25 protein-coding genes are annotated in these 24,726 nt (G+C 65.3%); 16 read left to right on the forward strand and 9 right to left on the reverse strand.

What is annotated here, in order from left to right:
• Nucleotides 1-11 precede the first annotated feature (11 nt).
• Nucleotides 12-1,070: a histidinol-phosphate transaminase gene (gene hisC / locus ACTWJ5_RS05875; protein WP_444437751.1), complete on the forward strand. Its 1,059-nt coding sequence runs from the start codon at nucleotides 12-14 to the stop codon at nucleotides 1,068-1,070.
• 48 nt (nucleotides 1,071-1,118) lie between these two features.
• On the opposite strand, the gene algW is transcribed toward hisC, so the two are convergent.
• Complete coding sequence (gene algW / locus ACTWJ5_RS05880) at nucleotides 1,119-2,282, reverse strand: Do family serine endopeptidase AlgW (RefSeq protein ID WP_074977718.1); 1,164 nt, start codon at nucleotides 2,280-2,282, stop codon at nucleotides 1,119-1,121.
• A 115-nt stretch (nucleotides 2,283-2,397) separates the two neighbouring features.
• Between algW and ACTWJ5_RS05885 the strand changes: the two genes are divergently transcribed.
• A complete protein-coding gene (locus tag ACTWJ5_RS05885) occupies nucleotides 2,398-3,156 on the forward strand; it encodes a Nif3-like dinuclear metal center hexameric protein (RefSeq protein ID WP_069861851.1) in 759 nt (252 codons plus the stop codon).
• 13 nt (nucleotides 3,157-3,169) lie between these two features.
• Here the strand turns inward: ACTWJ5_RS05885 and mltB are convergent, their stop codons facing one another.
• Nucleotides 3,170-4,276, reverse strand: coding sequence for a lytic murein transglycosylase B (gene mltB, locus ACTWJ5_RS05890; protein ID WP_444437754.1), 1,107 nt, complete (start codon nucleotides 4,274-4,276; stop codon nucleotides 3,170-3,172).
• A 378-nt stretch (nucleotides 4,277-4,654) separates the two neighbouring features.
• Between mltB and cysD the strand changes: the two genes are divergently transcribed.
• The 3 genes from cysD to cysN all read left to right on the forward strand — a co-directional run bounded on the left by cysD (nucleotide 4,655) and on the right by cysN (nucleotide 7,928).
• The gene (gene cysD / locus ACTWJ5_RS05895; RefSeq protein WP_043272357.1) at nucleotides 4,655-5,572 is read left to right on the forward strand and encodes a sulfate adenylyltransferase subunit CysD; all 918 of its coding nucleotides are present in this window, start codon (nucleotides 4,655-4,657) and stop codon (nucleotides 5,570-5,572) included.
• A gap of 39 nt (nucleotides 5,573-5,611) precedes the next feature.
• Nucleotides 5,612-5,956: a four helix bundle protein gene (locus ACTWJ5_RS05900; protein ID WP_444437756.1), complete on the forward strand. Its 345-nt coding sequence runs from the start codon at nucleotides 5,612-5,614 to the stop codon at nucleotides 5,954-5,956.
• Between the two features lie 70 nt (nucleotides 5,957-6,026).
• The gene (gene cysN / locus ACTWJ5_RS05905; RefSeq protein ID WP_253412197.1) at nucleotides 6,027-7,928 is read left to right on the forward strand and encodes a sulfate adenylyltransferase subunit CysN; all 1,902 of its coding nucleotides are present in this window, start codon (nucleotides 6,027-6,029) and stop codon (nucleotides 7,926-7,928) included.
• Between the two features lie 279 nt (nucleotides 7,929-8,207).
• On the opposite strand, the gene ACTWJ5_RS05910 is transcribed toward cysN, so the two are convergent.
• Both ACTWJ5_RS05910 and ACTWJ5_RS05915 read right to left on the reverse strand, forming a co-directional pair.
• Nucleotides 8,208-8,687, reverse strand: a complete 480-nt coding sequence (locus ACTWJ5_RS05910) for an REP-associated tyrosine transposase (RefSeq protein ID WP_444437758.1) — start codon at nucleotides 8,685-8,687, stop codon at nucleotides 8,208-8,210.
• A 139-nt stretch (nucleotides 8,688-8,826) separates the two neighbouring features.
• A complete protein-coding gene (locus ACTWJ5_RS05915; protein ID WP_074977731.1) occupies nucleotides 8,827-9,270 on the reverse strand; it encodes a YhcB family protein in 444 nt (147 codons plus the stop codon).
• Nucleotides 9,271-9,408: 138 nt separating this feature from the next.
• On the opposite strand from ACTWJ5_RS05915, the gene ACTWJ5_RS05920 reads away from it, so the two are divergent.
• The 3 genes from ACTWJ5_RS05920 (at nucleotide 9,409) to zapE (ending at nucleotide 12,633) form a co-directional block, all read left to right on the forward strand.
• Nucleotides 9,409-10,053, forward strand: a complete 645-nt coding sequence (locus ACTWJ5_RS05920; protein ID WP_253391835.1) for an alpha/beta hydrolase — start codon at nucleotides 9,409-9,411, stop codon at nucleotides 10,051-10,053.
• 43 nt (nucleotides 10,054-10,096) lie between these two features.
• Nucleotides 10,097-11,443 carry a tryptophan--tRNA ligase gene (locus ACTWJ5_RS05925; protein ID WP_444437761.1) on the forward strand — a complete coding sequence of 449 codons (1,347 nt, stop codon included), beginning with the start codon at nucleotides 10,097-10,099 and terminating at the stop codon, nucleotides 11,441-11,443.
• A gap of 95 nt (nucleotides 11,444-11,538) precedes the next feature.
• Nucleotides 11,539-12,633: a cell division protein ZapE gene (gene zapE / locus ACTWJ5_RS05930; protein ID WP_043272363.1), complete on the forward strand. Its 1,095-nt coding sequence runs from the start codon at nucleotides 11,539-11,541 to the stop codon at nucleotides 12,631-12,633.
• 367 nt (nucleotides 12,634-13,000) lie between these two features.
• On the opposite strand, the gene ACTWJ5_RS05935 is transcribed toward zapE, so the two are convergent.
• Entirely contained in the window at nucleotides 13,001-13,963 is a 963-nt protein-coding gene (locus ACTWJ5_RS05935) for a hypothetical protein (protein WP_444437763.1), read from the reverse strand.
• Nucleotides 13,964-14,053: 90 nt separating this feature from the next.
• A complete protein-coding gene (locus tag ACTWJ5_RS05940) occupies nucleotides 14,054-14,953 on the reverse strand; it encodes a GlxA family transcriptional regulator (protein WP_161788523.1) in 900 nt (299 codons plus the stop codon).
• A gap of 250 nt (nucleotides 14,954-15,203) precedes the next feature.
• Here ACTWJ5_RS05940 and ACTWJ5_RS05945 point away from each other — a divergent pair, with 250 nt between their 5' ends.
• Nucleotides 15,204-16,340: an acyl-CoA dehydrogenase family protein gene (locus ACTWJ5_RS05945; RefSeq protein ID WP_074977742.1), complete on the forward strand. Its 1,137-nt coding sequence runs from the start codon at nucleotides 15,204-15,206 to the stop codon at nucleotides 16,338-16,340.
• 109 nt (nucleotides 16,341-16,449) lie between these two features.
• On the opposite strand, the gene ACTWJ5_RS05950 is transcribed toward ACTWJ5_RS05945, so the two are convergent.
• Nucleotides 16,450-17,487: an NADP(H)-dependent aldo-keto reductase gene (locus ACTWJ5_RS05950; protein WP_256514402.1), complete on the reverse strand. Its 1,038-nt coding sequence runs from the start codon at nucleotides 17,485-17,487 to the stop codon at nucleotides 16,450-16,452.
• 244 nt (nucleotides 17,488-17,731) lie between these two features.
• Between ACTWJ5_RS05950 and rplM the strand changes: the two genes are divergently transcribed.
• From rplM to ACTWJ5_RS05985, 7 genes are all read left to right on the forward strand, one after another.
• Complete coding sequence (rplM, locus tag ACTWJ5_RS05955; RefSeq protein WP_009617884.1) at nucleotides 17,732-18,160, forward strand: 50S ribosomal protein L13; 429 nt, start codon at nucleotides 17,732-17,734, stop codon at nucleotides 18,158-18,160.
• Nucleotides 18,161-18,174: 14 nt separating this feature from the next.
• Nucleotides 18,175-18,567, forward strand: a complete 393-nt coding sequence (gene rpsI, locus ACTWJ5_RS05960; protein ID WP_074977751.1) for a 30S ribosomal protein S9 — start codon at nucleotides 18,175-18,177, stop codon at nucleotides 18,565-18,567.
• 262 nt (nucleotides 18,568-18,829) lie between these two features.
• The gene (gene petA, locus ACTWJ5_RS05965; protein WP_058071403.1) at nucleotides 18,830-19,420 is read left to right on the forward strand and encodes a ubiquinol-cytochrome c reductase iron-sulfur subunit; all 591 of its coding nucleotides are present in this window, start codon (nucleotides 18,830-18,832) and stop codon (nucleotides 19,418-19,420) included.
• The gene (locus ACTWJ5_RS05970) at nucleotides 19,420-20,631 is read left to right on the forward strand and encodes a cytochrome b (RefSeq protein WP_009617889.1); all 1,212 of its coding nucleotides are present in this window, start codon (nucleotides 19,420-19,422) and stop codon (nucleotides 20,629-20,631) included. The genes petA and ACTWJ5_RS05970 overlap by 1 nt, the downstream gene beginning before the upstream one ends.
• On the forward strand, nucleotides 20,631-21,413 hold the full coding sequence (locus tag ACTWJ5_RS05975) for a cytochrome c1 (protein WP_009617891.1): 783 nt from the start codon (nucleotides 20,631-20,633) through the stop codon (nucleotides 21,411-21,413). Before ACTWJ5_RS05970 ends, ACTWJ5_RS05975 begins: the two co-directional genes overlap by 1 nt.
• A gap of 93 nt (nucleotides 21,414-21,506) precedes the next feature.
• Nucleotides 21,507-22,124, forward strand: a complete 618-nt coding sequence (locus tag ACTWJ5_RS05980) for a glutathione S-transferase N-terminal domain-containing protein (protein ID WP_009617896.1) — start codon at nucleotides 21,507-21,509, stop codon at nucleotides 22,122-22,124.
• Between the two features lie 11 nt (nucleotides 22,125-22,135).
• On the forward strand, nucleotides 22,136-22,543 hold the full coding sequence (locus tag ACTWJ5_RS05985; protein WP_444437767.1) for a ClpXP protease specificity-enhancing factor: 408 nt from the start codon (nucleotides 22,136-22,138) through the stop codon (nucleotides 22,541-22,543).
• A 1,008-nt stretch (nucleotides 22,544-23,551) separates the two neighbouring features.
• Here the strand turns inward: ACTWJ5_RS05985 and ACTWJ5_RS05990 are convergent.
• Both ACTWJ5_RS05990 and ACTWJ5_RS05995 read right to left on the reverse strand, forming a co-directional pair.
• Entirely contained in the window at nucleotides 23,552-24,133 is a 582-nt protein-coding gene (locus ACTWJ5_RS05990; protein WP_009617898.1) for a BON domain-containing protein, read from the reverse strand.
• Nucleotides 24,130-24,723: a phosphoheptose isomerase gene (locus ACTWJ5_RS05995; protein ID WP_009617899.1), complete on the reverse strand. Its 594-nt coding sequence runs from the start codon at nucleotides 24,721-24,723 to the stop codon at nucleotides 24,130-24,132. The genes ACTWJ5_RS05990 and ACTWJ5_RS05995 overlap by 4 nt, the downstream gene beginning before the upstream one ends.
• Between the last annotated feature and the right edge of the window lie 3 nt (nucleotides 24,724-24,726).

The following is a 24,726-nucleotide window of genomic DNA, read 5'->3' on the forward strand; positions in this document are numbered from 1 at the left end:
GAGAGAGGGCGATGAGCAAGTTCTGGAGCCCCTTCGTCAAGGACCTGGTGCCCTACGTGCCGGGTGAGCAACCCAAGCTGGCCAAGCTGGTCAAGCTGAACACCAACGAGAACCCCTATGGCCCGTCGCCCAAGGCGCTGGCCGCCATGCAGGCCGAGTTGGGCGACGCCCTGCGGCTGTACCCGGACCCCAACGCCGACCGCCTGAAGCAGACCATCGCCGACTACTACGGCGTGCGCCCGGGCCAGGTGTTCGTCGGCAACGGCTCCGACGAAGTGCTGGCCCACGCCTTCCACGCGCTGTTCCAGCACGACGGCCGGCCGCTGCTGTTCCCCGACGTGACCTACAGCTTCTACCCGGTGTACTGCGGCCTCTACGGCATTCCCTTCGAGGCGCTGGCGCTGGACGAGCAGTTCCAGATCCGCGTCGAGGACTACGCCCGCCCCAACGCCGGCATCATCTTCCCCAACCCCAACGCGCCGACCGGCTGCCTGCTGCCGCTGGAAGCCATCGAGCGCCTGCTGCTGGCCAACCCGGACAGCGTGGTGCTGGTGGACGAGGCCTACGTCGACTTCGGCGGCGAGACGGCCATCGGCCTGGTGGAGCGCTACCCGAACCTGCTGGTGGCGCAGACGCTGTCCAAGTCGCGTTCCCTGGCCGGGCTGCGCGTCGGCCTGGCGGTCGGCCACGAGGACCTGATCGAGGCCCTGGAGCGGGTCAAGAACAGCTTCAACTCCTACCCGCTGGACCGCGTGGCCCAGGCCGGCGCCATCGCCGCCTTCGAGGACCGCGAGTACTTCCAGCGCACCTGCCAGGCGGTGATCGACAGCCGCGAGAAGCTGGTCGGCGAGCTGAGCGGCATGGGCTTCGAGGTGCTGCCGTCGGCGGCCAACTTCATCTTCGCCCGCCACCCGCAGCACGACGCCGCCGAACTGGCCGCCGGCCTGCGCGAGCAGGGTGTGATCGTCCGCCACTTCAAGCAGGCGCGCATCGCCCAGTTCCTGCGCATCAGCATCGGCACCGAGGAGCAGAACCAGGCGCTGCTGGACGCTCTGCGCGCGCGGCTCTGAGCCACGCCCGGCTGAAAAAGAAACGGCGCCCTCGGGCGCCGTTCTTCGTTACTGCTGCTGCGGTTGCTGCACCGGCGGAGTGGGCGGCGGGCGCAGGCCCACTTCCGCCTCCAGGGTGACGTGCTTGCCGTTGCGCAGCACCTGGATGTTGATCTTCTCGCCCGGCTTGGTGCGCGCCACCTGGTTCATCGCGGTGCGGCCGTCGGCGGCCTTCTTGCCGTCGATGTCGAGGATGATGTCGCCCGGCTGCATGCCGGACTGGGCGGCCGGGCCGTCGCGGTAGACACCGGCGACCACCACCCCGCCCTGGTCCTGCAGGCCGAAGGACTCGGCCAGCTCCGGCGTCAGCGGCTGCACCTCGACGCCCAGCCAGCCTCGGATCACCGAGCCGTGCTCGACGATCGACTTCATCACCTCCAGCGCCAGCTTGATCGGGATGGCGAAGCCGATGCCCTGGGAGCCGCCGGACTTGGAGAAGATGGCGGTGTTGATGCCCACCAGGTTGCCGCTGGCGTCGACCAGGGCGCCGCCGGAGTTGCCCGGGTTGATCGCCGCGTCGGTCTGGATGAAGTCTTCGTAGGTGTTCAGCCCCAGCTGGTTGCGGCCGGTGGCGCTGATGATGCCCATGGTCACCGTCTGGCCCACGCCGAAGGGGTTGCCGATGGCCAGGCAGACGTCGCCGGTGCGGATGCCGTCGGAGCGCCCGAGGGTCATCACCGGCAGGTCCTTGAGGTCGATCTTGAGCACCGCGAGGTCGGTTTCCGGGTCGCTGCCGACCAGGCGCGCCGTGGTTTCGCGGCCGTCGCGCAGGGCCACGACTATCTGGTCGGCGCCGGCGGTGACGTGGTTGTTGGTCAGCAGGTAGCCCTCGGGGCTCATGATCACCGCCGAGCCCAGGCTCGACTCCATGCGCTTCTGCTGCGGCAGGTTGTCGCCGAAGAAGCGGCGGAACAGTGGGTCGTCGAGCATCGAGTTGCCCGGCCGGCTGACCATCTTGGTGGTGTACAGGTTGGCCACCGCCGGCGCGGCGCGGGTCACGGCGTCGGCATAGGTTCCGGGGCCCTGCTGCAGGCGGCTGAGCAGGGGCGCCTGCTGCAGGTGGACTTCCTGTTCGGGCAGGCCGACCCATTCGGGGTTACGCTGGATGATCAGCAGCGCCAGCAAGACGCCGACAAGCGCGGGCCAGCCGAGAAAACGCAGGGCCTTCAGCATCGGAGGACGATCCTTGGGGGTTGCTCGGCCTGGGGAAGGCCGCTAGGGTGGCCGCCATTATACGGGCGGCGTGGCAAGAAAATAGCCGTCTCCCCTAATGCCTGGAGGAAATTCGATGGCGATCGATCTGACCGCGCTGGTCGAAGAGGCCGACCGCTACCTGGACGCCGCGCGCATCCAGGACTACTGCCCCAATGGCCTGCAGGTGCAGGGCCGGCCGCAGGTGCGGCGCATCGTCAGCGGCGTGACCGCCAGCCAGGCGCTGCTGGACGCGGCAGTGGCCGCGCAGGCCGATGCGGTGCTGGTCCACCATGGCTACTTCTGGAAGGGCGAGAACCCTTGCGTGGTGGGCATGAAGCAGCGCCGCCTGAAGACCCTGCTGGCCCACGACATCAGCCTGATCGCCTACCACCTGCCGCTGGACCTGCACCCGCAGGTGGGCAACAACGTGCAGCTGGGCCAGCAGCTCGGCCTGGACATCGAGGGCCCGCTGGAGCCGGGCAACCCGCGTTCCATCGTGCTGCTGGGCGCGCCCGCGGCCCCCGTGGCGCCGGCCGATTTCGCCGCCCACGTGGCCCGGGTGCTGGGCCGCGAGCCGCTGCTGGTGGAAGGCGAGCGGCCGATCCGGCGCATCGCCTGGTGCACCGGCGGCGCCCAGGGTTACATCGACCAGGCCATCGCGGCGGGCGTGGACGCCTACCTCACCGGCGAGGTCTCCGAGCAGACGGTGCACAGCGCCCGCGAGAACGGCATCACCTTCATCGCCGCCGGCCACCACGCCACCGAGCGCTACGGCGTGCAGGCGCTGGGCCGCTACCTGGCCGAGCGCTTCGGCATCGAGCACAGCTTCATCGACTGCCCGAACCCCGCCTGAGCGCCGCGGGGGCTCACGGCGTCGAGGCGTAGCGGCGCCGGGCCTGGTCCACGGCCGCGCCGAGCTGCCAGACCGCCATCGCGTAGTGGGTGCTGTGGTTGTAGCGGGTGATCACGTAGAAGTTCGGCAGGCCGTACCAGTACTGGTAGTTGCGGCCCATGTCCAGGCGCAGCAGGCTGGCGCTCCGGTGCTTGCCCAGCGGGGCCTGCGGGCGCAGCCCGGCGGCGCTCAGCGTCTGGAGCGGATACTGCGTCTTGAAGCCATCCTCGAGCCCGCGCGCCTGGCCGCTGGCCGGCACGGCGATGCTGTCGTGGGTGACCCAGCCGTGCTGCTGGAAATAGTTGGCGACGCTGCCGATGGCGTCCTGCGGGTCCCACAGGTCGACGTGGCCGTCGCCATCGAAGTCCACCGCGTAGCGGGCGAACGAGGTTGGCATGAACTGGCCGTAGCCCATGGCGCCGGCGTAGGAGCCGCGCAGGGCCAGCGGGTCGTCGCGCTCCTTGCGCGACAGCAGGAGGAACTGCTCCAGCTCGCCGGCGAAGAAGTCGGCGCGCCGCGGGTAGTCGAAGGCCAGGGTGGCCAGGGCATCCATGATCCGCGTCTTGCCCATCACCCGGCCCCAGCGGGTTTCCACGCCAATGATGCCGACGATGATCTCCGGCGGCACGCCGTAGGTCTTCGAGGCGCGCTCGAGGGCGTCTTCGTACTGGTTCCAGAAGGCCACGCCGTTCTGGATGTTGTCCGGGGTGATGAACTTCTTGCGGTAGCGCAGCCAGGCGCCGTTCGGCCCGCTAGGCGCCTGGTAGGTCGGCGCCTGGCGGTCCATCAGGCGGATCACCCAGTCCAGGCGCTGGGTGCGGCCCAGCACGTCCTGCAGCTGCTGGCGATCGAAGCCGTGCAGGCTGACCATCCGGTCGACGAAGCGCTGGGCGTTGGGGTTGTTGGCGAAGTCGCCGGTCAGCGGGCTGATCGGCTGAACCGGGTTTGCCGGGGCGTACAGGCGCGTCGTGTTGGTGGCGGCGCTTTTCTGCGGGGCGGCTGCCGGCGTCGGCGAGGTGGGCTTGCTGCTGCAGGCGGCGATGAGGAGGAACAGGGGCAGGAGCGGAGCGATGCGGCGCATGGGAAATCTGCTGGGGCGTGGGGAATGAGGAATAGGGTAGCGCAGATGGGGGCGCTTACCGGGGCCTACTCTAGCGGAGGGCGGGATGCGCTTCCTCCTGAATCTGTTTCCGGGCCCGGGGCGGATGGCGGCTTTGCGGGTGAAGGGCTGTTCGTCGGAGAGGCGGGGGTCTGTGGATATCTCGTTTCCAGCGGCGCGCCCCATCTGCCCGGCCAGGCCCGGGGCCTTAGTCTCCTGGGCGCTGGCGCGGTCTGACAAGTGGCTATATGGGTATATTCTTTCGGTATAAGTGGCCGCCCGGTTAGAGTCTGACGTTGTGGTAGAGTGCGCCCTCGTCTACGGCCCGAAGGCCGTCCATAAGCAATTCCGTGAGTAGCCATGGTCGACAAACTGACGCATCTGAAACAGCTGGAGGCGGAAAGCATCCACATCATCCGCGAGGTGGCCGCCGAGTTCGACAACCCGGTGATGCTGTACTCGATCGGCAAGGACAGCGCGGTGATGCTGCATCTCGCGCGCAAGGCCTTCTTCCCCGGCAAGCTGCCGTTCCCGGTGATGCACGTCGACACCCGCTGGAAATTCCAGGAGATGTACCGCTTCCGCGACAAGATGGTCGAGGAGATGGGCCTGGACCTGATCACCCACATCAACCCCGATGGCGTGGCCCAGGACATCAACCCCTTCACCCACGGCAGCGCCAAGCACACCGACATCATGAAGACCGAGGGCCTCAAGCAGGCGCTCGACAAGTACGGCTTCGACGCCGCCTTCGGTGGCGCCCGCCGCGACGAGGAGAAGTCCCGCGCCAAGGAGCGCGTCTACTCCTTCCGCGACAGCAAGCACCGCTGGGACCCGAAGAACCAGCGCCCGGAGCTGTGGAACGTCTACAACGGCAAGGTGAAGAAGGGCGAGTCGATCCGCGTCTTCCCGCTGTCCAACTGGACCGAGCTGGACATCTGGCAATACATCTACCTGGAACAGATCCCGATCGTCCCGCTGTACTTCGCCGCCGAGCGCGAAGTGATCGAGATGAACGGCGCGCTGATCATGATCGACGACGAGCGCATCCTCGAACACCTCAGCGACGAGCAGAAGGCCAGCATCCAGAAGAAGATGGTGCGCTTCCGCACCCTGGGCTGCTACCCGCTGACCGGCGCGGTGGAATCCACCGCCACCACGCTGCCGGAAATCATCCAGGAAATGCTGCTGACGCGCACTTCCGAACGCCAGGGCCGGGTCATCGACCACGACCAGGCCGGTTCGATGGAAGAGAAGAAGCGACAAGGGTATTTTTAAAAGCCGAAAAAAGCGCTGGAAGGCTTGAGGCTGGACGAAATGGATTTCGAACGACTCGATGTATGGAAGCTCTCCGCAAGGCTTTCGGTTGATGTCTATCGGGCGCTGGCTGGCTGCCGAGACTCCGGTTTCAAGGATCAGATCACCCGATCGGCCCTGTCCGTTCCCAGCAACATTGCCGAAGGCATGACGCGGGATGGCGACAAGGAAAAGCGTTACTTTCTGAGCATGGCCAAGGGCTCGTGCTCGGAGTTGAGAACTCAGATTTATATAGGTGTTGAAGTCGGCTTCATATCGGCCGAGATCGGCCGGGACTGGATCGAGCGATGCAAGCGCATCGCGGCGATGCTTTCCGGCCTTCTAAAACGACTTCAACGTCCATGAATTATCGGCTTGCTAGGTGCGCTTGTTCGTTCAGCCTCCAGCCTCAAGCCTTCAGCGATAGAGAAAGACCATGTCCCACCAGTCTGACCTGATCAGCGAGGACATCCTCGCCTACCTGGCCCAGCACGAGCGCAAGGAACTGCTGCGCTTCCTCACCTGCGGCAACGTCGACGATGGCAAGAGCACCCTGATCGGGCGCCTGCTGCACGACTCCAAGATGATCTACGAAGACCATCTGGAAGCTATCACCAAGGACTCCAAGAAGGTCGGCACCACCGGCGACGAAGTCGACCTGGCGCTGCTGGTCGACGGCCTGCAGGCCGAGCGCGAGCAGGGCATCACCATCGACGTGGCGTACCGCTACTTCAGCACCGCCAGGCGCAAGTTCATCATCGCCGACACCCCCGGCCATGAGCAGTACACCCGCAACATGGCCACCGGCGCCTCCACCTGCGACCTGGCCATCATCCTGATCGACGCCCGCTACGGCGTGCAGACGCAGACCCGCCGGCACAGCTTCATTGCATCCTTGCTGGGCATCAAGCACATAGTCGTGGCCATCAACAAGATGGACCTGAAGGACTTCGACCAGGGCGTCTTCGAGCAGATCAAGGCCGACTACCTGCAGTTCGCCGAGAAGATCAACCTCAAGGCCAACTCGCTGCACTTCGTCCCCATGTCGGCGCTCAAGGGCGACAACGTGGTCAACAAGTCCGAGCGTTCGCCCTGGTACACCGGCCAGTCGCTGATGGAGATCCTCGAGACCGTCGAGATCGCCGGCGACCGCAACCTGGACGACATGCGCTTCCCGGTGCAGTACGTCAACCGCCCGAACCTGAACTTCCGCGGCTTCGCCGGTACCCTGGCCAGCGGCATCGTGCGCAAGGGCGACGAGGTCGTGGCGCTGCCGTCGGGCAAGGGTAGCAAGGTCAAGTCCATCGTCACCTTCGAGGGCGAGCTGGAACACGCCGGTCCCGGCCAGGCCATCACCCTGACCCTGGAAGACGAGATCGACGTCTCCCGCGGCGACATGCTGGTGCATGCCGACAACCGCCCGCTGGTCACCGACGGCTTCGACGCCATGCTCGTGTGGATGGCCGAGGAGCCCATGCTCCCGGGCAAGAAATACGACATCAAGCGCGCCACCAGCTATGTGCCGGGCTCGATCCCGAGCATCGCCCACAAGGTGGACGTGAACACCCTGGAAGAGACCGCCGCCAGCGAACTCAAGCTCAACGAGATCGCCCGCGTGAAGGTCAGCCTGGATGCGCCCATCGCCCTCGACGGCTACGCGCAGAACCGCACCACCGGCGCCTTCATCGTCATCGACCGGCTGACCAACGGCACCGTCGGCGCCGGCATGATCATCGCCGCGCCGCAGGCCGGCCAGAGCCATGCCAGCCACCACGGCCAGGGCGCCCACGTGAGCCGCGAGGAGCGCTCTGCGCGCTTCGGCCAGCAGCCGGCCACGGTGCTGTTCAGCGGCCTCTCCGGCGCCGGCAAGAGCACCCTGGCCTACGCCCTGGAGCGCAAGCTGTTCGACATGGGGCGTGCGGTCTACGTGCTGGACGGCCAGAACCTGCGCCACGACCTGAACAAGGGCCTGCCGCAGGACCGCGCCGGGCGCACCGAGAACTGGCTGCGCACCGCCCACGTCGCCAGGCAGTTCAACGAAGCGGGGCTGATCAGCCTGTGCGCCTTCGTCGCCCCCAGCGCCGAAGGTCGCGAGCAGGCCAAGGCGCTGATCGGCGACGAGCGCCTGATCACCGTCTACGTCCAGGCATCGCCGCAGGTCTGCCGCGAACGCGACCCGCAGGGCCTGTACGCGGCCGGCCAGGACAACATCCCCGGCGAGTCCTTCCCCTACGACGTGCCGCTGGATGCCGACCTGGTGATCGACACCCACCACCAGTCGGTGGAAGAGGGCGTGAAAGCGGTCCTCGACCTGCTGCGCCAGCGCGGCGCGATCTGATCGCGACGGCGTTGTGAAAAGCCCCGCCTAGGCGGGGCTTTTTCTTTGGTGCTCGACGGGGGCCGGAACGCCACGCCTCACGGTGAGCTGTAGGAGCGGACTCCGTCCGCGATTCGCGCGCAGGGCGCGCTCCTGCATGGGGTGCATGGTGGGGGCGGCGTAGGACTTCATCCGTGATCCGCGCCGACATCTTCGATCATCGCGGACAAAGTCCGCTCCTACAGGTCAGAACGTCACGCCTCACGAGGAGTTGTAGGAGCGGACTCCGTCCGCGATTGTTCAAAGCCACACCGCATTCCAGAAAGGATAATCGCCAACCTGCCTGGTCAACCCCGCACGCACGGGATTGGCAATGATGTAACGGGCCGTGGGCAACAGGTCCTCCTCCCGTCGCAGCGCATGGTCATGAAAAGCGGCAGCCCAGACTGCTCCATGTGCCATCCGCCAGTCATTGAGCTGGCGGGCGCTTACGGCCTTCAAACGCCCCACGCTGGTTTCCAGCCGCTCGCCCTTTCCCAGTTCCAGCAGCCAATGAGCGTGGTCTGGCATCAACACCCAGGCCAGCAGGCGATTCGTTCCAAGTGCTAGAGGTTGCTCGAAGCAACTGGCAACGATGCAGGCGAAGCGGAAATTTGCGAACAGGGGTTTTCGCCCTGAGGTGGTGGCAGTGAGGAGATAGATTCCACTGGGAGCAGAGGCCCTGCCTTTGCGCAGGGCTTTGTGTCCGGATTGCCAGGATGCCCGCTGTGCTCTGTCCATGAATCAGCCTCCGAGTGGAGGGCTGACTATCGCGGACGGAGTCCGCTCCTACAGGGGATGCTCGTCGCCAGTGCCTGTAGGTCGCTTCTGAAATGAAAAAGCCCCGCCATGGCGGGGCTTTTCTGCGGGCGCTGCGGGCTCAGAGCTTGCGCTTGAGGCCGTAGGTCTCGTCCAGGGTGCCGGGGCCTTCGCCGGTCTTCGGCGCGTAGTCCTTCGGCGCTTCCTGGCTGGCCGGCGGGGTCAGGCGCTCGCGGCGTTCGGGGTAGCTGTCCTCGGCGTGCAGGGCGGCCAGCAGGCGCTGCTTGGTCTGCTCGTCCAGGGCCAGGCGCTCGGCGCTCTCGGACAGGTGTTCCTGGACGTCCTGGTAGCTCTGGGTGAGCTTCTTCACCAGGCTGGCAGTGGTGTTGAAGTGCGTCACCACCTCGCGCTGGTAACTGTCGAAGCGTTCCTGCAGGTCATCGACCTGGCGTTGCATGCGGTTGGGTGCGGCGCTGGGCAGCAGGCGCGCGATCAGGAAGCCGACAGCGGCCCCGACGAGCAGAGCGATGACCGGGACCAACCAGGTGGTGAGGGACTGTTCCACGCGAATCCTTCCTCTATAGACGGCTTTGCTTTACGTTAGCGGCTTGCACCTGCGCTGTATACCACGGGGCGAGGCCTCGGTGTCGGCGCGGTATCGAGCTAGACGAGACGACCCGCTTCGGGGTCACGGAGTTGTTGTTTGTCCACCCGCGAAATCCCCCTGTTCATCGATGGCCCGGACGGCCCCCTGGAAGCCCTGCACCTGGACACCCCCGACGCCATCGGCGTGGCGCTGATCTGCCATCCGCACCCGCTGTTCGCCGGCACCATGCAGAACAAGGTGGTCGCCACCCTGCAGCGCATCGCCCGTGACGCCGGCTACGCCACCCTGCGTTTCAACTTCCGTGGCGTCGGCCAGAGCGCTGGCAGCTACGCCGAAGGCCGTGGCGAAATCGATGACGCCTTGGCCGTGGCCCGCTGGCTCGGCGAGCAACATCCCGGCCTGCCGTTGACGCCGATGGGCTTCTCCTTCGGCTCCTGCGTGGCTGGCAATGCCGCGGCGCGCCTGGAAGGGCAGGGCGTGGCCCTGCGCCACCTGTTCATGCTGGCGCCGCCGGTGGAGCGCTTCGCGGTCGAGCTGCCGCGGCAGTGTCCCATCACCGTGGTACAGCCCGAAGATGACGAAGTGGTGACCCCGGCCCGCGTCTACGCCTGGAGCGAGTCGCTGGCGCTGCCCCACGAACTGCTGCGCGTGCCCGGGTGCAGCCACTTCTTCCACGGCAAGCTGATCGAGCTCAAGGACCTGCTGCAGCCCCGGCTCGCGCCGGCCGGCGCCGCGGGTTAACATCCAGGCCGCTCATTTTTCCCGCGCTGATTTCTGGTATCCCATGACGACCCGCATCCTCACCGGCATCACCACCACCGGCACCCCGCACCTGGGCAACTACGCTGGCGCCATCCGCCCGGCGATCGTCGCCAGCCGCGACCCGCAGGCCGATTCGTTCTACTTCCTGGCCGACTACCACGCGCTGATCAAGTGCGACGACCCGCTGCGCATCCAGCGCTCGCGCCTGGAGATCGCCGCCACCTGGCTGGCCCTGGGCCTGGATACCGACAAGGCGACCTTCTACCGCCAGTCCGACATTCCCGAAATCCCCGAGCTGACCTGGCTGCTGACCTGCGTCAGCGCCAAGGGCCTGCTCAACCGCGCCCACGCCTACAAGGCCTCGGTGGACAAGAACGTCGAGGCCGGGGAAGACCCGGACGCCGGCGTCAGCATGGGCCTGTACAGCTACCCGATCCTGATGGCCGCGGACATCCTGATGTTCAACGCGCACAAGGTGCCGGTCGGCCGCGACCAGATCCAGCACGTGGAAATGGCCCGCGACATCGGTCAGCGCTTCAACCACCTGTTCGGCAACGGCAAGGAGCTGTTCACCCTGCCGGAAGTGGTGATCGAGGAAGAAGTGGCGACCCTGCCGGGCCTGGACGGGCGCAAGATGTCCAAGAGCTACGACAACACCATCCCGCTGTTCGGCAGCAGCAAGCAGCTCAAGGATGCCATCGCCCGCATCGTCACCGACTCCCGCGCCCCTGGCGAGCCGAAGGACCCGGACAACTCGCACCTGTTCACCCTCTACCAGGCCTTCGCCACGCCGGCGCAGCTGGCCGAATTCCGCGCCGCGCTGCTCGAAGGCCTGGCCTGGGGCGAGGCCAAGCAGCGCCTCTACGAACTGCTGGAAGCCGAGCTGGGCGAGGCCCGCGAGCGCTACCACACGCTGATCACCCGCCCGGGCGACCTGGAGGACATCCTCCTGGCCGGCGCCGCCAAGGCCCGCCGCATCGCCACCCCGTTCCTCGGCGAGCTGCGCGAGGCCGTAGGCCTGCGCTCGTTCCGCGAGCAGGTGCAGGTGGCCGGCGAGGGCAAGAAGAAGGCCGCCAAGATCGCACGCATCGTCAGCTTCCGCGAGGATGACGGCAGCTTCCGCTTCCGCCTGCTGGACGCCGCCGGCGAGCAGCTGCTGCTGTCCAACGCCTTCGCCGACGGCAAGTCCGCCGGTGCGGTGAGCAAGCGCCTGCAGGGCGGCGAGGCGCTGGATCTGCGCGCCGAAGGCAATGCCTTCGCCCTGTGGCTGGATGGCGCGGCCGTGGCGCAAAGCCCCGAGTTCGCCGACGCCGCCAGCCGTGACGCCGCCATCGAGCGCGTGCGCGAGGCCCTGGCGGCGCAGGAGTAAGCCCGCACACAGCCATCCTCGACGGATGGCCGATTGCCAAGAAGCGGGGCCGTCGCTAAAGTGTCGGCCCCGTTTTCGTTGCCTTGCTACCGATCATGACGCCCCTTCAGCGCTACCAGGAAGACCTCAAACGTCCCGATTTCTTCCACGATGCGGCCCAGGCCAATGCCGTGAAGCACCTGCAGCGTCTATATGACGACCTGCTGGCGGCCGACCAGGCCAAGCCCGGGCTGTTCGGCAAGTTGCTCGGCAAGAAGTCCAACGGGCCGGTCAAGGGCCTGTACTTCTGGGGCGGCGTAGGCCGCGGCAAGACCTACCTGGTGGACACTTTCTTCGACGCGCTGCCGTTCAAGCAGAAGATGCGCACGCACTTCCACCGCTTCATGAAGCGCGTGCACGAGGAAATGAAGACCCTCAAGGGCGAGAAGAACCCGCTGACCATCATCGGCAAGCGCTTCGCCGACGAGGCCCGGGTGATCTGCTTCGATGAATTCTTCGTCTCCGACATCACCGACGCCATGATCCTCGCGACCTTGCTGGAGGAACTGTTCAAGAACGGCGTCAGCCTGGTGGCGACCTCCAACATCGTGCCCGACGGCCTGTACCGTGACGGCCTGCAGCGCGCCCGCTTCCTGCCGGCCATCGCCCTGCTCAAGGAGCACACCGAGGTGGTCAACGTCGACAGCGGCGTGGACTACCGCCTGCGCGCCCTGGAGCAGGCCGAGCTGTACCACTGGCCGCTCACCGAACAGGCCGAGCAGGCCATGGCTCGCGACTTCCGCAAGCTCACCCCGGAATGCGCCGCGGCCACCCGCGACGACGTGCTGATGATCGAGAACCGCGAGATCCGCGCGCGCCTGACCTGCGACGACGTGGCCTGGTTCGAGTACCGCGAGCTGTGTGACGGCCCGCGCAGCCAGAACGACTACATCGAGCTGGCGAAGATCTTCCACGCGGTGCTGATTTCCAACGTCGAGCAGATGAACGTGGCCAAGGACGACATGGCCCGCCGCTTCATCAACCTGGTGGACGAGTTCTACGACCGCAACGTCAAGCTGATCATCTCCGCCGAGGTGGAGCTGAAGGACCTGTACACCGGCGGGCGCCTGGAGTTCGAGTTCCAGCGCACCCTGAGCCGCCTGCTGGAGATGCAGTCCCACGAGTTCCTCAGCCGGCCGCACCGGCCTTGATGGGGTCGTGCCGATGCGAAAAGGGCTGCCGGATGGCAGCCCTTTTTCGTTTTGGGCTCTTCGTAGGAGCGAGCTTGCTCGCGAAGGGGATTTACAGGTGGCGCTAGTGCATCCGTTTGGTTCCTTTCCCTCTCCCCAACCCTCTCCCTGAAGGGAGAGGGGCCGTACGGCATAAAGCGCAATCTCAGTGCTCATTGCTACCGTGATGCTGCCGGCGAACGCCGATATGCCCGTTGGCACGGACAGTCCCCTCTCCCTTTAGGGCGGGGCGCGCAGCCGAGGGTTAGGGAGAGGGGCTCTTCGGGACGAACACCAAGCACCGCCGGCAAACCCCCTTCGCGAGCAAGCTCGCTCCTACGAAAAGCGTTCAGCGCTGCGCAGTCCGCGCCGCCTCAGCCTTCTGCAACAACTGCTTCGCATGCGCCACTTCCAGCGCCTCCATGGCATTGATCGGCTTGATCGCCACCGCTTTCCTCAACTGTTCCAGCGCCTTGTCCTGTTCGTCGTCGCCATACACATAACCCAACGCATTGGCATATTCGTAGTGCCCGATGGGCAGGTCGTCGCTGGCGCGGAAGGAGCGGGCGAAGTAGGTCTCCATCTTGTCCGCGCTGACGCCGTAGGTCATGCGCCCGACCAGCTTGCCGACCTTGCGGATCACCCCGGCCTCGTAGCCGCCGTACAGCGCCAGGGCGAAGGGCTGGCCGGGCCGCCTGGCGAGGATCGCGTCCAGTTCCTTGGGAATGTCGCTGGTGTAGCCGCGCTTGAGCACCACCGGGACCGGCAGTTCCTCGGCCAGCCGCGCCTTGGCGTAGGCGCGGCCGAACTGGGCGATGGGGTCGGCGTTGAGCAGCGGGCCGGCCTGGTCGGTGTAGCTGATCACCTCTTCCAGCAGTTGCTGCTTGTCCGCCGCCGGGGCCAGGAACATGGCGTAGAGCACCTGGGCGAACATCGCCGGCACCTGGCCGCCGACGCCCAGGGCCAGGCCGTCCTGTTTGGCCTGGGCGAAGTCGCCGCGGAACAGCTTGCGCCATACGTCCTGCAGCTTCTCGGCATAGGCCTGGGCCTCCTCTGGCCTGCCGCTGAAGCCGCTGCCGGCGGCGACAGTCTTCGCCACCGCGTCCGGGTGGGCGGCGGCCATCTTCGTCACCCAGTCGGCGTCGGGGAAGGGGTAGTCGCCGAAGCCGCGGGTCAGCCGTGGCCAGGCGCTGCGCAGCTTGTCGCCGGAGTAGTCGAAGGTGCTCTGGTCGTAGGGGAAGGGCTTCCAGTCGCCGGCGGCGAAGGCGGGCAGGCAGAAGCAGGCGAGCAGGACGAATAGTAGGCGGCGCATGAGGGAATCCCGTGTTCTTGTTCTGGAAGGGCAGCCCCGATCATAGGGAGCTGCCCGCAGGCACGGGACCTATCCTATGGATAGCTTGTTTCAGGCCTCTTTCCGTCGGTACTGGTTGCGGTAGTGGTTGGGTGACAGCTTGGTGTGCTGGCGGAACAGCCGGGCGAAGAAGCTGGCGTCGTCGTAGCCCACCTCGTAGCTGATGGTCTTGATGCTCTTGCGCGAGGTCGACAGCAGGCTGCGCGCCGTCTCGATGCGCAGGCGCTGCAGGTAGTGCAGCGGCTTGTCGCCGGTGGCGGCCTGGAAGCGGCGCATGAAGTTGCGGATGCTCATGCCGTGCTCGCGGGCCACGTCCTCGAAGCGGAACTTGTCCGCATAGTGCTCCTCCAGCCATTGCTGGACCTGCAGGATGGCCGGGTCGTGGTGCAGCTTCTGGCCGCCGAAGCCCAGGCGCCCGGGGGTGTAGCTGCGCTGCACCTCGAAGAGGATGTCGCGGGACACGCCCTGGGCCACGCTGGCGCCGCAGAAGCGCTCGATCAGGTACAGGTAGAGGTCGCGGGCGGAGGTCACGCCGCTGGCGGCGTAGAGGTTGTCGGCGTCGGTGATGTGCTTCTCGCGGTTGAGCAGCACCTTGGGGTAGCGCGCGGCGAAGTCGTCGAAGAAGCGCCAGTAGGTGGTCGCCTCCTTGCCGTCCAGCAGGCCGGCCTCGGCCAGCCAGAACACCCCGGTGGCCTCGCTGCCGATGGCGCTGCCGGCGGCATGGCGTTCGCGCAGCCAGGGCACCACCTGCGGGTAGCGCGCCAGGAGCTGGTCGAAGTCGCCCCAGAAGGCCGGCAGTATCACCAGGTCGGATTCCTCGAGGGCGCCGTCCACCGCCAGCAGGTCGCCGCTGAAGGCGCGCACCGGCTGGCCGTCGGGGCTGACGATGCGGCTTTGCAGCAGCGGCGTGAGGCCCAGGCCTTCCTGCCTGCCGAAGCGCAGGCTGGCCATGTGCAGGAAGTCCCGCGCCTGCATGAGGGTGGAGGCGAAGACACCGTCGGTCGCCAGGATGCAGACCCTTTTCAGGGAAGATTCGGATTGTTCGGACATCGTTCTTATCATTGTTGTGGAGGGCCGCATTCGACGCCTAACCGGTCAAATGGCGGCTGGATCGTCTTATTTTTTGGCGCAAGTGTCCAGTAGGCGCCGCTCGGCGGGCTGACCTACATTCGGCCCTTCAGCGAGGCGCCAGGAGGCGAGCATGATCCCCAGAACCCTGTTCAGTTCCGACCACGAGCTTTTCCGCGACAGCGTGCGCAAGTTCCTCGAGCAGGAAGCCGTGCCCTTCCATCACCAGTGGGAAAAGGACGGTCACATCGACCGCGCCCTGTGGAACAAGGCGGGGGAGGCGGGCATGCTCTGCTCGCACATCCCCGAGGCCTACGGCGGCATGGCCGCGGACTTCCTCTACAGCGCCGTGGTGATCGAGGAAATCGGCCGCTTCGGCCTGACCGGCATCGGCTTCTCCCTGCACTCGGACATAGTCGCGCCCTACATCCTGCATTACGGCAGCGAGGCGCAGAAGCAGCACTACCTGCCCAAGCTGGTTTCCGGCGAGATGGTCGGCGCCATCGCCATGACCGAGCCGGGCGCCGGTTCCGACCTGCAGGGGGTGAAGACCACCGCGGTGCTGGATGGCGACGAGTACGTGATCAACGGCTCCAAGACCTTCATCACCAACGGCTTCCTCGCCGACCTGGTGATAGTGGTGGCCAAGACCGATCCCAAGGCCGGCGCCAAGGGCACCAGCCTGTTCCTGGTCGAGGCCGGCACCCCGGGCTTCGAGAAGGGCAAGCGCCTGGAGAAGGTCGGCATGAAGGCCCAGGACACCTCGGAGCTGTTCTTCCAGGATGTCCGCGTGCCCAAGGAGGCGCTGCTCGGCCAGCCGGGGCAGGGCTTCATCTACCTGATGCAGGAACTGCCCCAGGAGCGCCTGACCGTGGCCCTGGGCGCCCTGGCCTCGGCCGAGGCGGCGCTGAAGTGGACGCTCGACTACACCCGCGACCGCAAGGCCTTCGGCAAGGCCGTGGCGGACTTCCAGAACACCCGCTTCAAGCTGGCCGAGATGGCCACCGAGATCCAGATCGGGCGCACCTTCGTCGACCGCTGCCTGGAGCTGCACCTGAAAGGCAAGCTCGACGTGCCCACCGCGGCCATGGCCAAGTACTGGACCACCGACCTGCAGTGCAAGGTGCTCGACGAGTGCGTGCAGCTGCACGGCGGCTACGGCTTCATGTGGGAATACCCGGTGGCCCGCGCCTGGGCCGATGCGCGGGTGCAGCGCATCTATGCGGGGACCAACGAGATCATGAAGGAGATCATCGCCCGGTCGTTGTAAGCGGCTGCGGGCCTTTCGTAGGAGCGAGCTTGCTCGCGAACCTTCCTTGCACAGGGCCTGTCCGGCAGAGTGCGGTTCGCGAGCAAGCTCGCTCCTACAGGGGCGGCTCTCAGGGCGCCGGGTTCGGCTGGTCCTTGTGGATCGCCTCGATGCCGGCCAGGACTTCCTCGGAGAGTTGCAGCTGGAAGCTGGCGAGGTTGCTTTCCAACTGCTCCAGCGACGTCGCGCCGATGATGTTGCTGGTCACGAACGGCTGGCGGGTGACGAAGGCCAGGGCCATCTGCGCCGGGTCCAGGCCGTGTTCGCGGGCCAGGGCCACGTAGCGGGCGCAGGCGCGCTCGCTCTGCGGGTTGGTGTAGCGGGTGAAGCGGCTGAACAGGGTGATGCGGGCGTTGGCCGGGCGCGCGCCGTTGTCGTACTTGCCCGAGAGCATGCCGAAGGCCAGCGGCGAGTAGGCCAGCAGGCCGCAGCGCTCGCGGATGGCGATTTCCGCCAGGCCCACTTCGAAGCTGCGGTTGAGCAGGTTGTAGGGGTTCTGGATCGACACCGCCCGTGGCCAGCCGCGCTGCTCGGCCAGCTGCAGGAAGCGCATGGTGCCCCAGGGCGTTTCGTTGGAGAGGCCGACGTGGCGGATCTTGCCGGCGCGCACCTGCTCGTCGAGCACCTCCAGGGTTTCCTCCAGCGGGGTGAAGTCCTGCGCCTTGTGCTGGTAGCCGAGCTGGCCGAAGAAGTTGGTGCTGCGTTCGGGCCAGTGCAGCTGGTAGAGGTCGATCCAGTCGGTCTGCAGGCGCTTCAGGCTGGCGTCCAGGGCGGCGACTATGTTCTTGCGGTCGTGCTTGAGCTGGCCGTCACGGATGTGGCTGATGCCGTTGCCGGGGCCGGCCACCTTGCTGGCCAGGATCCACTCGGCGCGGTCGCCGCGCTGGCGGAACCAGTTGCCGATGATCTGCTCGGTGCGCGAGTAGGTTTCGGCGCGCGGCGGCACCGGGTACATCTCGGCGGTGTCGATGAAATTGACGCCGGCGGCCTTGGCCAGGTCGATCTGGGCGAAGGCCTGGGTTTCGCTGTTCTGCTCCCCCCAGGTCATGGTGCCGAGGCACAGGGCGCTGACTTTCAGTCCTGTGCGGCCGAGCGGGCGGTACTCCATGCGCTTCTCCTGATGAAATCGAGTGTCGACGAGGTTGTAAATTCTGCCGGAATCTGCATAATTCGGCAGCCTTTCATCGGTGGGGGATGCCTAGCCTGCCGATTGATACATCTAGTCGTTACGGACGCACACTGACCCGAGCCCCAAATCGTGTCTGTTTCTGGCTGTCCTTGACTTGTCAAGGCAACCACTGTCCAGTAAGATTCGCCGTCTTATTTTCAGGCGGCCCCTGAGGCTATAACGAATGAAAACTTTCACCGCGAAACCAGAAACTGTTAAGCGCGACTGGTTCGTCGTCGACGCTGCTGGCCTGACCCTGGGTCGTCTGGCTACCGAAATCGCTACCCGCCTGCGCGGCAAGCACAAGCCGGAATACACCCCGCACGTTGATACCGGCGACTACATCGTCGTGATCAACGCCGAACAGGTCCGTGTCACCGGCGCCAAAGCCACCGACAAGATGTACTACCATCACTCGGGCTTCCCGGGCGGTATCAAGTCGATCAACTTCGAGAAGCTGATTGCCAAGGCTCCCGAGCGCGTCATCGAGATCGCGGTCAAAGGCATGCTGCCGAAGAACCCGCTGGGTCGCGACATGTACCGCAAGCTGAAAGTGTACAAGGGTGCCAACCACCCGCACACCGCTCAGCAGCCTCAAGAACTGAAGATTTAACGGGATAGCACATCATGTCGGCGACTCAAAATTACGGCACTGGCCGTCGTAAGACCGCTACCGCACGCGTCTTCCTGCGTCCGGGTACCGGCAATATCTCCATCAACAACCGCAGCCTGGACGTGTTCTTCGGCCGCGAAACCGCTCGCATGGTCGTACGTCAGCCGCTCGAGCTGACCGAGAACACCGAGAAGTTCGACATCTACGTCACCGTCGTCGGTGGTGGTGTCAGCGGCCAGGCCGGTGCGATCCGTCACGGTATCACCCGCGCCCTGATCGAATACGACGAGACCCTGCGCAGCACCCTGCGCAAAGCCGGCTACGTCACCCGCGATGCCCGTGAGGTTGAACGTAAGAAAGTCGGTCTGCGTAAAGCGCGTAAGCGTCCGCAGTACTCCAAGCGTTAATACGACGCTTCGAAAAAAACGCCCAGTGCCGAGAGGACTGGGCGTTTTTTTATGCCTAGGATTAAGGGGGCTGGTAATTTATGCGGCAAGGTGTCGCACGGTCTGGGAGCCGCATGGCGCAAGGGTTCCAGCTTCCTGCTCGGGGGTAATTACCTTGTCAGCTACAGGGCTTTTCTTTACCATTTGGCGAATTTTTATGCGGCACAACTTTTACTCTAAGGCCCGAGAAGATAACGGGCTAAAGCTGATGGGAGACGACTGAATGAGTAATGACGGCGTGAATGCAGGCCGGCGTCGCTTCCTCGTCGCGGCCACTTCGGTGGTCGGCGCCGCGGGAGCTGTCGGAGCTGCGGTCCCGTTCGTGGGGTCATGGTTCCCCAGTGCCAAGGCCAAGGCGGCCGGCGCACCGGTGAAGGTGAACGTCGGCAAGATCGAGCCAGGGCAGCAGGTCATCGCTGAGTGGCGCGGCAAGCCGGTGTTCCTGGTTCACCGAACCAAGGAAATGCTCGATGCCCTGCCGACCCTCGAAAGTCAGCTGGCCGACCCGGACTCCAAGGCCTCCGACCAGCCGACCTACGTCGATCCCAAGCTGCGCTCCATCAAGCCGGAACTCGCCGTCATCGTTGGTATCTGCACCCACCTGGGCTGCTCGCCGACCTTCCGCCCGGAAGTCGCTCCCGCCGACCTCGGCCCGGACTGGAAGGGTGGCTACTTCTGCCCCTGCCACGGCTCCCACTACGATCTGGCCGGTCGCGTCTACAAGGGCCAGCCCGCGCCCCTGAACCTGCCGATTCCGCCCTATAGCCTCGATGGTGACGTGCTGACCATCGGTGTGGACCAGGAGAAAGCCTGATGAACAAGTTCATGGCTTGGGTCGATGCCCGCTTCCCCGCGACCAAGATGTGGGAAGACCATCTGAGCAAGTATTACGCCCCGAAGAACTTCAACTTCTGGTACTTCTTCGGCTCCCTGGCACTGCTGGTGCTGGTCAACCAGATCCTCACCGGTATCTGGCTGACCATGAGCTTCACGCCTTCCTCGGAAGAAGCCTTCGCCTCCGTGGAATACATCATGCGCGATGTGGACTACGGCTGGATCATCCGCTACATGCACTCCACCGGTGCATCGGCGTTCTTCATCGTGGTCTACCTGCACATGTTCCGCGGCCTGCTCTACGGCTCCTACCAGAAGCCGCGCGAACTGGTCTGGCTGTTCGGCATGCTGATCTACCTCGCCCTGATGGCCGAGGCCTTCATGGGCTACCTGCTGCCCTGGGGCCAGATGTCCTACTGGGGCGCCCAGGTGATCATCTCGCTGTTCGGCGCCATCCCGGTGGTGGGCGAGGCGCTGGCACAGTGGATCCGCGGTGACTTCCTGATCTCCGGCATCACCCTGAACCGCTTCTTCGCCCTGCACGTGATCGCCCTGCCGATCGTCCTGCTCGGCCTGGTCGTGCTGCACATCCTGGCGCTGCACGAAGTCGGCTCGAACAACCCCGATGGCGTGGACATCAAGAAGAAGAAGGACGAGAACGGCATCCCGCTGGACGGCATCCCGTTCCACCCGTACTACACCGTCAAGGACATCCTCGGCGTGGTGGTCTTCCTGTTCGTGTTCTGCACCGTGATCTTCTTCTTCCCGGAAATGGGCGGGTTCTTCCTCGAGAAGCCCAACTTCGAGATGGCGAACCAGTTCAAGACCCCCGAGCACATCGCCCCGGTGTGGTACTTCACCCCGTTCTACGCGATTCTGCGCGCCGTTCCGGACAAGCTGATGGGCGTCATCGCCATGGGCGCCGCCATCGCCGTGCTGTTCGTACTGCCGTGGCTCGACCGTAGCCCGGTGCGCTCGATCCGCTACAAGGGCTGGCTGAGCAAGATCTGGCTGGTGATCTTCGCGGTGTCCTTCGTGATCCTCGGCTACTACGGCTCGCAAGCGCCGTCGCCGCTGGGCACCACGCTGTCGCGTCTGTGCACCATCCTGTATTTCGCGTTCTTCATCCTGATGCCGTTCTACACCCGGATGGAGAAAACCAAACCGGTTCCGGAAAGGGTGACTGGCTGATGAAAAAGCAATTCGCAGCATTGATTCTGGCCCTGGTGCCCCTCTTCGGCTTCGCCGCCGAAGGCCACGGACCGGCCCTCGATCACGTCGACATCGACCTGACCGACAAAGCAGCCATGCAGGATGGCGCGCGTACCTTCGCCAACTACTGCATGGGTTGCCACAGCGCCAAGTTCCAGCGCTACGAGCGCGTTGGCCGTGACCTGGGGATTCCCGAGGAGCTGATGCTCAGCCACCTGGTGTTCACCGGGGCGAAGATCGGCGACCACATGGACATCGGCATGAAGCCGGCCGACGCCAAGGTCTGGTTCGGCGCCGCGCCGCCGGACCTGACCCTGGTGGCCCGCGTGCGTGGCACCGACTGGCTGTACACCTACCTGCGCTCCTTTTACGAGGACCCCAAGCGTCCGTGGGGGGTGAACAACAAGGTGTTCCCCAACGTCGGCATGCCCAACGTGCTGGGTAGCGTGCAAGGCCGCCAGGTTATCGGTTGCAAGCAGATCCAGGTCGTGGAAAATGGCAAGAAGCAGTTCGATCCGCTGACCGGTACGCCGCTGACCCACGAGGCCTGCGACCAGCTCACCGTGGTGCCGAAGACCGGCCAGCTGACCGAGGCGCAGTTCGACGAGAAGGTGAAGAACCTGGTGACCTTCCTGGCTTACTCGGCTGACCCGAACAAGCTGGATTCCCACCGCATCGGCACCTACGTCCTGCTGTACCTGGCCTTCTTCTTCGTGTTCGCCTACCTGCTCAAGCGCGAGTACTGGAAGGACGTGCACTAAGCACAAGCCAGTTCCAAGCGTTGAAGCGCGCGCGCCCTACGGGGCGCGCGCGTCTTTTTAGCTCCCTGAAATGCTGTTGCGAGGAGGCCCGGCATGGCCGCAGTCAATAAGCTCACCTGTTACTCCGACCCTGCCGATCACTACTGCCATCGTGTGCGTTTGGTCCTGGCGGAAAAGAACGTCCAGGCCGACATCGTCGAGGTCCAGGCAGGGCGCTGCCCGCCGAAGCTGGCCGAGGTGAACCCCTACGCCAGCGTGCCGACCCTGGTCGACCGCGACCTCGTACTCTACGAGTCGACGGTGATCATGGAGTACCTGGAGGAACGCTATCCGCACCCGCCACTGATGCCGGTGTACCCGGTGGCGCGGGCCAACACCCGCCTGCTGGTGCACCGCATCCAGCGCGACTGGTGCGCCCTGGTCGACCGCATCCTCGACGATCGTCAGAAGGATGGCGATCGCGCCTTGGCGCGCAAGGAGTTGCGTGAGAGTCTAACGGGGGTGTCGCCGCTGTTCGCCGAGAAGCCTTTCTTCCTCAGCGAGGAGTTGAGCCTGGTCGACTGCTGCCTGCTGCCGATCCTCTGGCGCCTGCCGCTGCTCGGCATCGAGCTGCCGCGCCAGGCCAAACCGTTGCTCGACTACATGGAGCGGCAGTTCGCCCGCGACAGCTTCCAGGCTAGTCTGTCCTCCATCGAACGTGATATGCGCTAAGGAAACCGATGATGAATTCCAGTCGACCCTACCTCGTACGAGCCCTCTATGAGTGGATCGTCGACAACGGCTGTACACCGCATATCCTGGTGAACGCCGAGTATCCGGGGGTCAGGGTGCCGCCGGGCTATGCCAGCGACGGCCAGATCGTCCTCAACGTGTCGCCCACGGCCGTGCGCCACCTGCAGATGGACGACGAGGCGGTGAGTTTCGAGGGGCGCTTCGGTGGCGTGGCGCAGAGCCTGTACATCCCGTCCCAGGCGGTGATGGCGGTCTACGCGAGGGAGAATGGCCAGGGCATGGTCTTCGACCTGGAGCCGCCGGTGCCGGCGGACGACGAGGAGTTGCAGGACGACGGTGGCCCCAGCGACGAGCCGCCAAGGCCCAGCGGGCGGCCCAGCCTGAAAGTGGTCAAGTAGAAAAAAGGCGATCCGAGGATCGCCTTTTTCATGCCTGCGCGGTTTCGATGGTTCGTCGACAGGCAGGTTGGTCCGTAGGAGTAGCGACAATGCATGGCCTCAATCCTTCGGAAAGCGACTGCGCCAAGAAAAAAACCGCGTGGCGGTAATGCTGTTTACTTAAGAGAGGATGCCGTTTCTCTCCATGAGAGAAACGGCATTTTTCATATGGGATGGGGCTATGACTTCGCGTACGAATCCTGTCCTCCGCTCCAACCTCAACCCCGTCATTCCCGCGAACGCGGGAACCCAGCTGCCTTGGCTTGGGTGTTTCTGCGCCGCACCGAGTCTGCGGAGATTTTTTGTTTCGCCCCCTCGGGCGAGTCCCTTTTGTCAAACGGTGGAAGGCCACCCCCGCAAAAAGGAACCAAAAAGGCTTGCCCCGCATACGGGCCCGACAGAGTCGGGCTCCCCTCGCGAACTCCCCCGCCACGGAGGCCCGCCCCGAGGGTACGTCCCTGTAGCTCGCGGGGCTCTCGCGACATCCATGTCGCATGACCTCCTGAGCGCGGGCTTCGTTCGGCCTTCTGAAGGGGCGTTTCGGTGCGCTCGGAGGTTTCTCTGGAAGTCCAAGAGCAAAAACCGCTTTTGCTTTTGCTCTTCGTAGGAGCGAGCTTGCTCGCGAACCCGCCCGTCACTGGATTCCCGCGTTCGCGGGAATGACGGGGTGGGATTAGGCGTTCCAGGCTGACTCCAAACTCCCCGCCCACTCCGAACAGCCCCCTCTCCCTTCAGGGAGAGGGTTGGGGAGAGGGCGCTCTTACCCCCCCCAACGCCGCAGCCGCCGGGAAACTCCCTTCGCGAGCAAGCTCGCTCCTACAGGGAAGACGCCATGCCTTCCGCTGGACTGTAGACGCCTCGGTGGCACGGCCAACGGCGGATAACCGCGAACGGTTATGCGCCCTACAGCGGTCGCGGTAGCAAGAAAAAGCCCCGCGTGGCGGGGCTTTTTCAACTGGTTGAGGTCGCTCAGTCGATGTACTCGAACAGCCGGACGATCTTCTGCACGCCATTGACGTTCTGCACCACCTGGGTGGCCAGGTCGCCCTCGCGGCGGGTCACCAGGCCCAGCATGTAGACGATGCCGTTCTCGGTGACGACCTTGATGCGCGAGGACGGCACGTTGGCGTCGGTGAGCATCTGCGTCTTGATCTTGGTGGTCAGCCAGGTGTCGTTGTTGCGCGCCAGCAGCGAGGAGGGCTGCAGGACCTGCAGCTCGTTGTGCACGGTCTTGACCTTCTGCACGTTGCGCGCGGCCTGCTCGGCCTTGTTCTTCAGGTCGGCGCGCGGCGTCTGGCCGGCCAGCAGGACCACGCCGTTGTAGCTGATGACCACGATGTGCGAATTGCGGTCCAGGTCCGGATCGGCCTTGGCGACGTTGACCGCGACCTTGGTCTCGATCAGCGAGTCGTCGATGGTGCTGCCGATGGTGCGGGTGCCGCGGTTGTCGTCGATGGGCTCCTCGCGGGTGGCGCTGAGGAAGCTGCTGCAGCCGCCCATGACCAGGGTCAGGGCAAGGAGGCCGGCGAGGGTCAGCGGACTACGACTCATTCTTCACTCCCGAACAGTTGACGATCGATGAGGTCGCACAGGCAGTGGATCACCAGCAGGTGCACTTCCTGGATGCGTGCGGTCACCTTGGCCGGCACGCGGATTTCGACGTCCTCCGGCAGCAGCAGCGAGGCCATGCCGCCGCCGTCGCGGCCGGTCAGGGCCACCACCACCATCTCGCGGTCGTGGGCGGCCTGGATGGCCTGGATGACGTTGGCCGAGTTGCCGCTGGTGGAAATCGCCAGCAGCACGTCGCCGGGCTGGCCTAGGGCGCGGATCTGCTTGGAGAACACCTCGTTGTAGCTGTAGTCGTTGGCGATCGAGGTGATGGTCGAGCTGTCGGTGGTCAGGGCCACTGCGGGCAGGCTCGGGCGCTCGCGCTCGAAGCGGTTGAGCAGCTCGGAGGAGAAATGCTGGGCGTCGCCCGCCGAGCCGCCGTTGCCGCAACTGAGGATCTTGCCTTCGTTGAGCAGGGCATTGACCATCACCATGCTGGCCTGTTCGATATGCGGAATCAGCACTTCCGTGGCCTGCTGCTTGGTCTCGATGCTGGCATGGAAGAGCTGGCGGATACGGGATTGCATGTCCATCAG

It is taken from the genome of Pseudomonas sp. A6, from assembly GCF_052367875.1.
GTDB lineage: Bacteria > Pseudomonadota > Gammaproteobacteria > Pseudomonadales > Pseudomonadaceae > Pseudomonas > Pseudomonas citronellolis.

What these genes read in the sequence shown, in the direction of transcription:
- hisC (WP_444437751.1), top strand. Translation starts at nt 12, where the DNA reads ATGAGCAAGTTCTGGAGCCCCTTCGTCAAGGACCTGGTGCCCTACGTG.
- algW (WP_074977718.1), bottom strand. Translation starts at nt 2,282, where the DNA reads ATGCTGAAGGCCCTGCGTTTTCTCGGCTGGCCCGCGCTTGTCGGCGTC.
- ACTWJ5_RS05885 (WP_069861851.1), top strand. Translation starts at nt 2,398, where the DNA reads ATGGCGATCGATCTGACCGCGCTGGTCGAAGAGGCCGACCGCTACCTG.
- mltB (WP_444437754.1), bottom strand. Translation starts at nt 4,276, where the DNA reads ATGCGCCGCATCGCTCCGCTCCTGCCCCTGTTCCTCCTCATCGCCGCC.
- cysD (WP_043272357.1), top strand. Translation starts at nt 4,655, where the DNA reads ATGGTCGACAAACTGACGCATCTGAAACAGCTGGAGGCGGAAAGCATC.
- ACTWJ5_RS05900 (WP_444437756.1), top strand. Translation starts at nt 5,612, where the DNA reads ATGGATTTCGAACGACTCGATGTATGGAAGCTCTCCGCAAGGCTTTCG.
- cysN (WP_253412197.1), top strand. Translation starts at nt 6,027, where the DNA reads ATGTCCCACCAGTCTGACCTGATCAGCGAGGACATCCTCGCCTACCTG.
- ACTWJ5_RS05910 (WP_444437758.1), bottom strand. Translation starts at nt 8,687, where the DNA reads ATGGACAGAGCACAGCGGGCATCCTGGCAATCCGGACACAAAGCCCTG.
- ACTWJ5_RS05925 (WP_444437761.1), top strand. Translation starts at nt 10,097, where the DNA reads ATGACGACCCGCATCCTCACCGGCATCACCACCACCGGCACCCCGCAC.
- zapE (WP_043272363.1), top strand. Translation starts at nt 11,539, where the DNA reads ATGACGCCCCTTCAGCGCTACCAGGAAGACCTCAAACGTCCCGATTTC.
- ACTWJ5_RS05935 (WP_444437763.1), bottom strand. Translation starts at nt 13,963, where the DNA reads ATGCGCCGCCTACTATTCGTCCTGCTCGCCTGCTTCTGCCTGCCCGCC.
- ACTWJ5_RS05940 (WP_161788523.1), bottom strand. Translation starts at nt 14,953, where the DNA reads ATGGCCAGCCTGCGCTTCGGCAGGCAGGAAGGCCTGGGCCTCACGCCG.
- ACTWJ5_RS05945 (WP_074977742.1), top strand. Translation starts at nt 15,204, where the DNA reads ATGATCCCCAGAACCCTGTTCAGTTCCGACCACGAGCTTTTCCGCGAC.
- ACTWJ5_RS05950 (WP_256514402.1), bottom strand. Translation starts at nt 17,487, where the DNA reads ATGGAGTACCGCCCGCTCGGCCGCACAGGACTGAAAGTCAGCGCCCTG.
- rplM (WP_009617884.1), top strand. Translation starts at nt 17,732, where the DNA reads ATGAAAACTTTCACCGCGAAACCAGAAACTGTTAAGCGCGACTGGTTC.
- rpsI (WP_074977751.1), top strand. Translation starts at nt 18,175, where the DNA reads ATGTCGGCGACTCAAAATTACGGCACTGGCCGTCGTAAGACCGCTACC.
- petA (WP_058071403.1), top strand. Translation starts at nt 18,830, where the DNA reads ATGAGTAATGACGGCGTGAATGCAGGCCGGCGTCGCTTCCTCGTCGCG.
- ACTWJ5_RS05970 (WP_009617889.1), top strand. Translation starts at nt 19,420, where the DNA reads ATGAACAAGTTCATGGCTTGGGTCGATGCCCGCTTCCCCGCGACCAAG.
- ACTWJ5_RS05975 (WP_009617891.1), top strand. Translation starts at nt 20,631, where the DNA reads ATGAAAAAGCAATTCGCAGCATTGATTCTGGCCCTGGTGCCCCTCTTC.
- ACTWJ5_RS05980 (WP_009617896.1), top strand. Translation starts at nt 21,507, where the DNA reads ATGGCCGCAGTCAATAAGCTCACCTGTTACTCCGACCCTGCCGATCAC.
- ACTWJ5_RS05985 (WP_444437767.1), top strand. Translation starts at nt 22,136, where the DNA reads ATGAATTCCAGTCGACCCTACCTCGTACGAGCCCTCTATGAGTGGATC.
- ACTWJ5_RS05990 (WP_009617898.1), bottom strand. Translation starts at nt 24,133, where the DNA reads ATGAGTCGTAGTCCGCTGACCCTCGCCGGCCTCCTTGCCCTGACCCTG.
- ACTWJ5_RS05995 (WP_009617899.1), bottom strand. Translation starts at nt 24,723, where the DNA reads ATGGACATGCAATCCCGTATCCGCCAGCTCTTCCATGCCAGCATCGAG.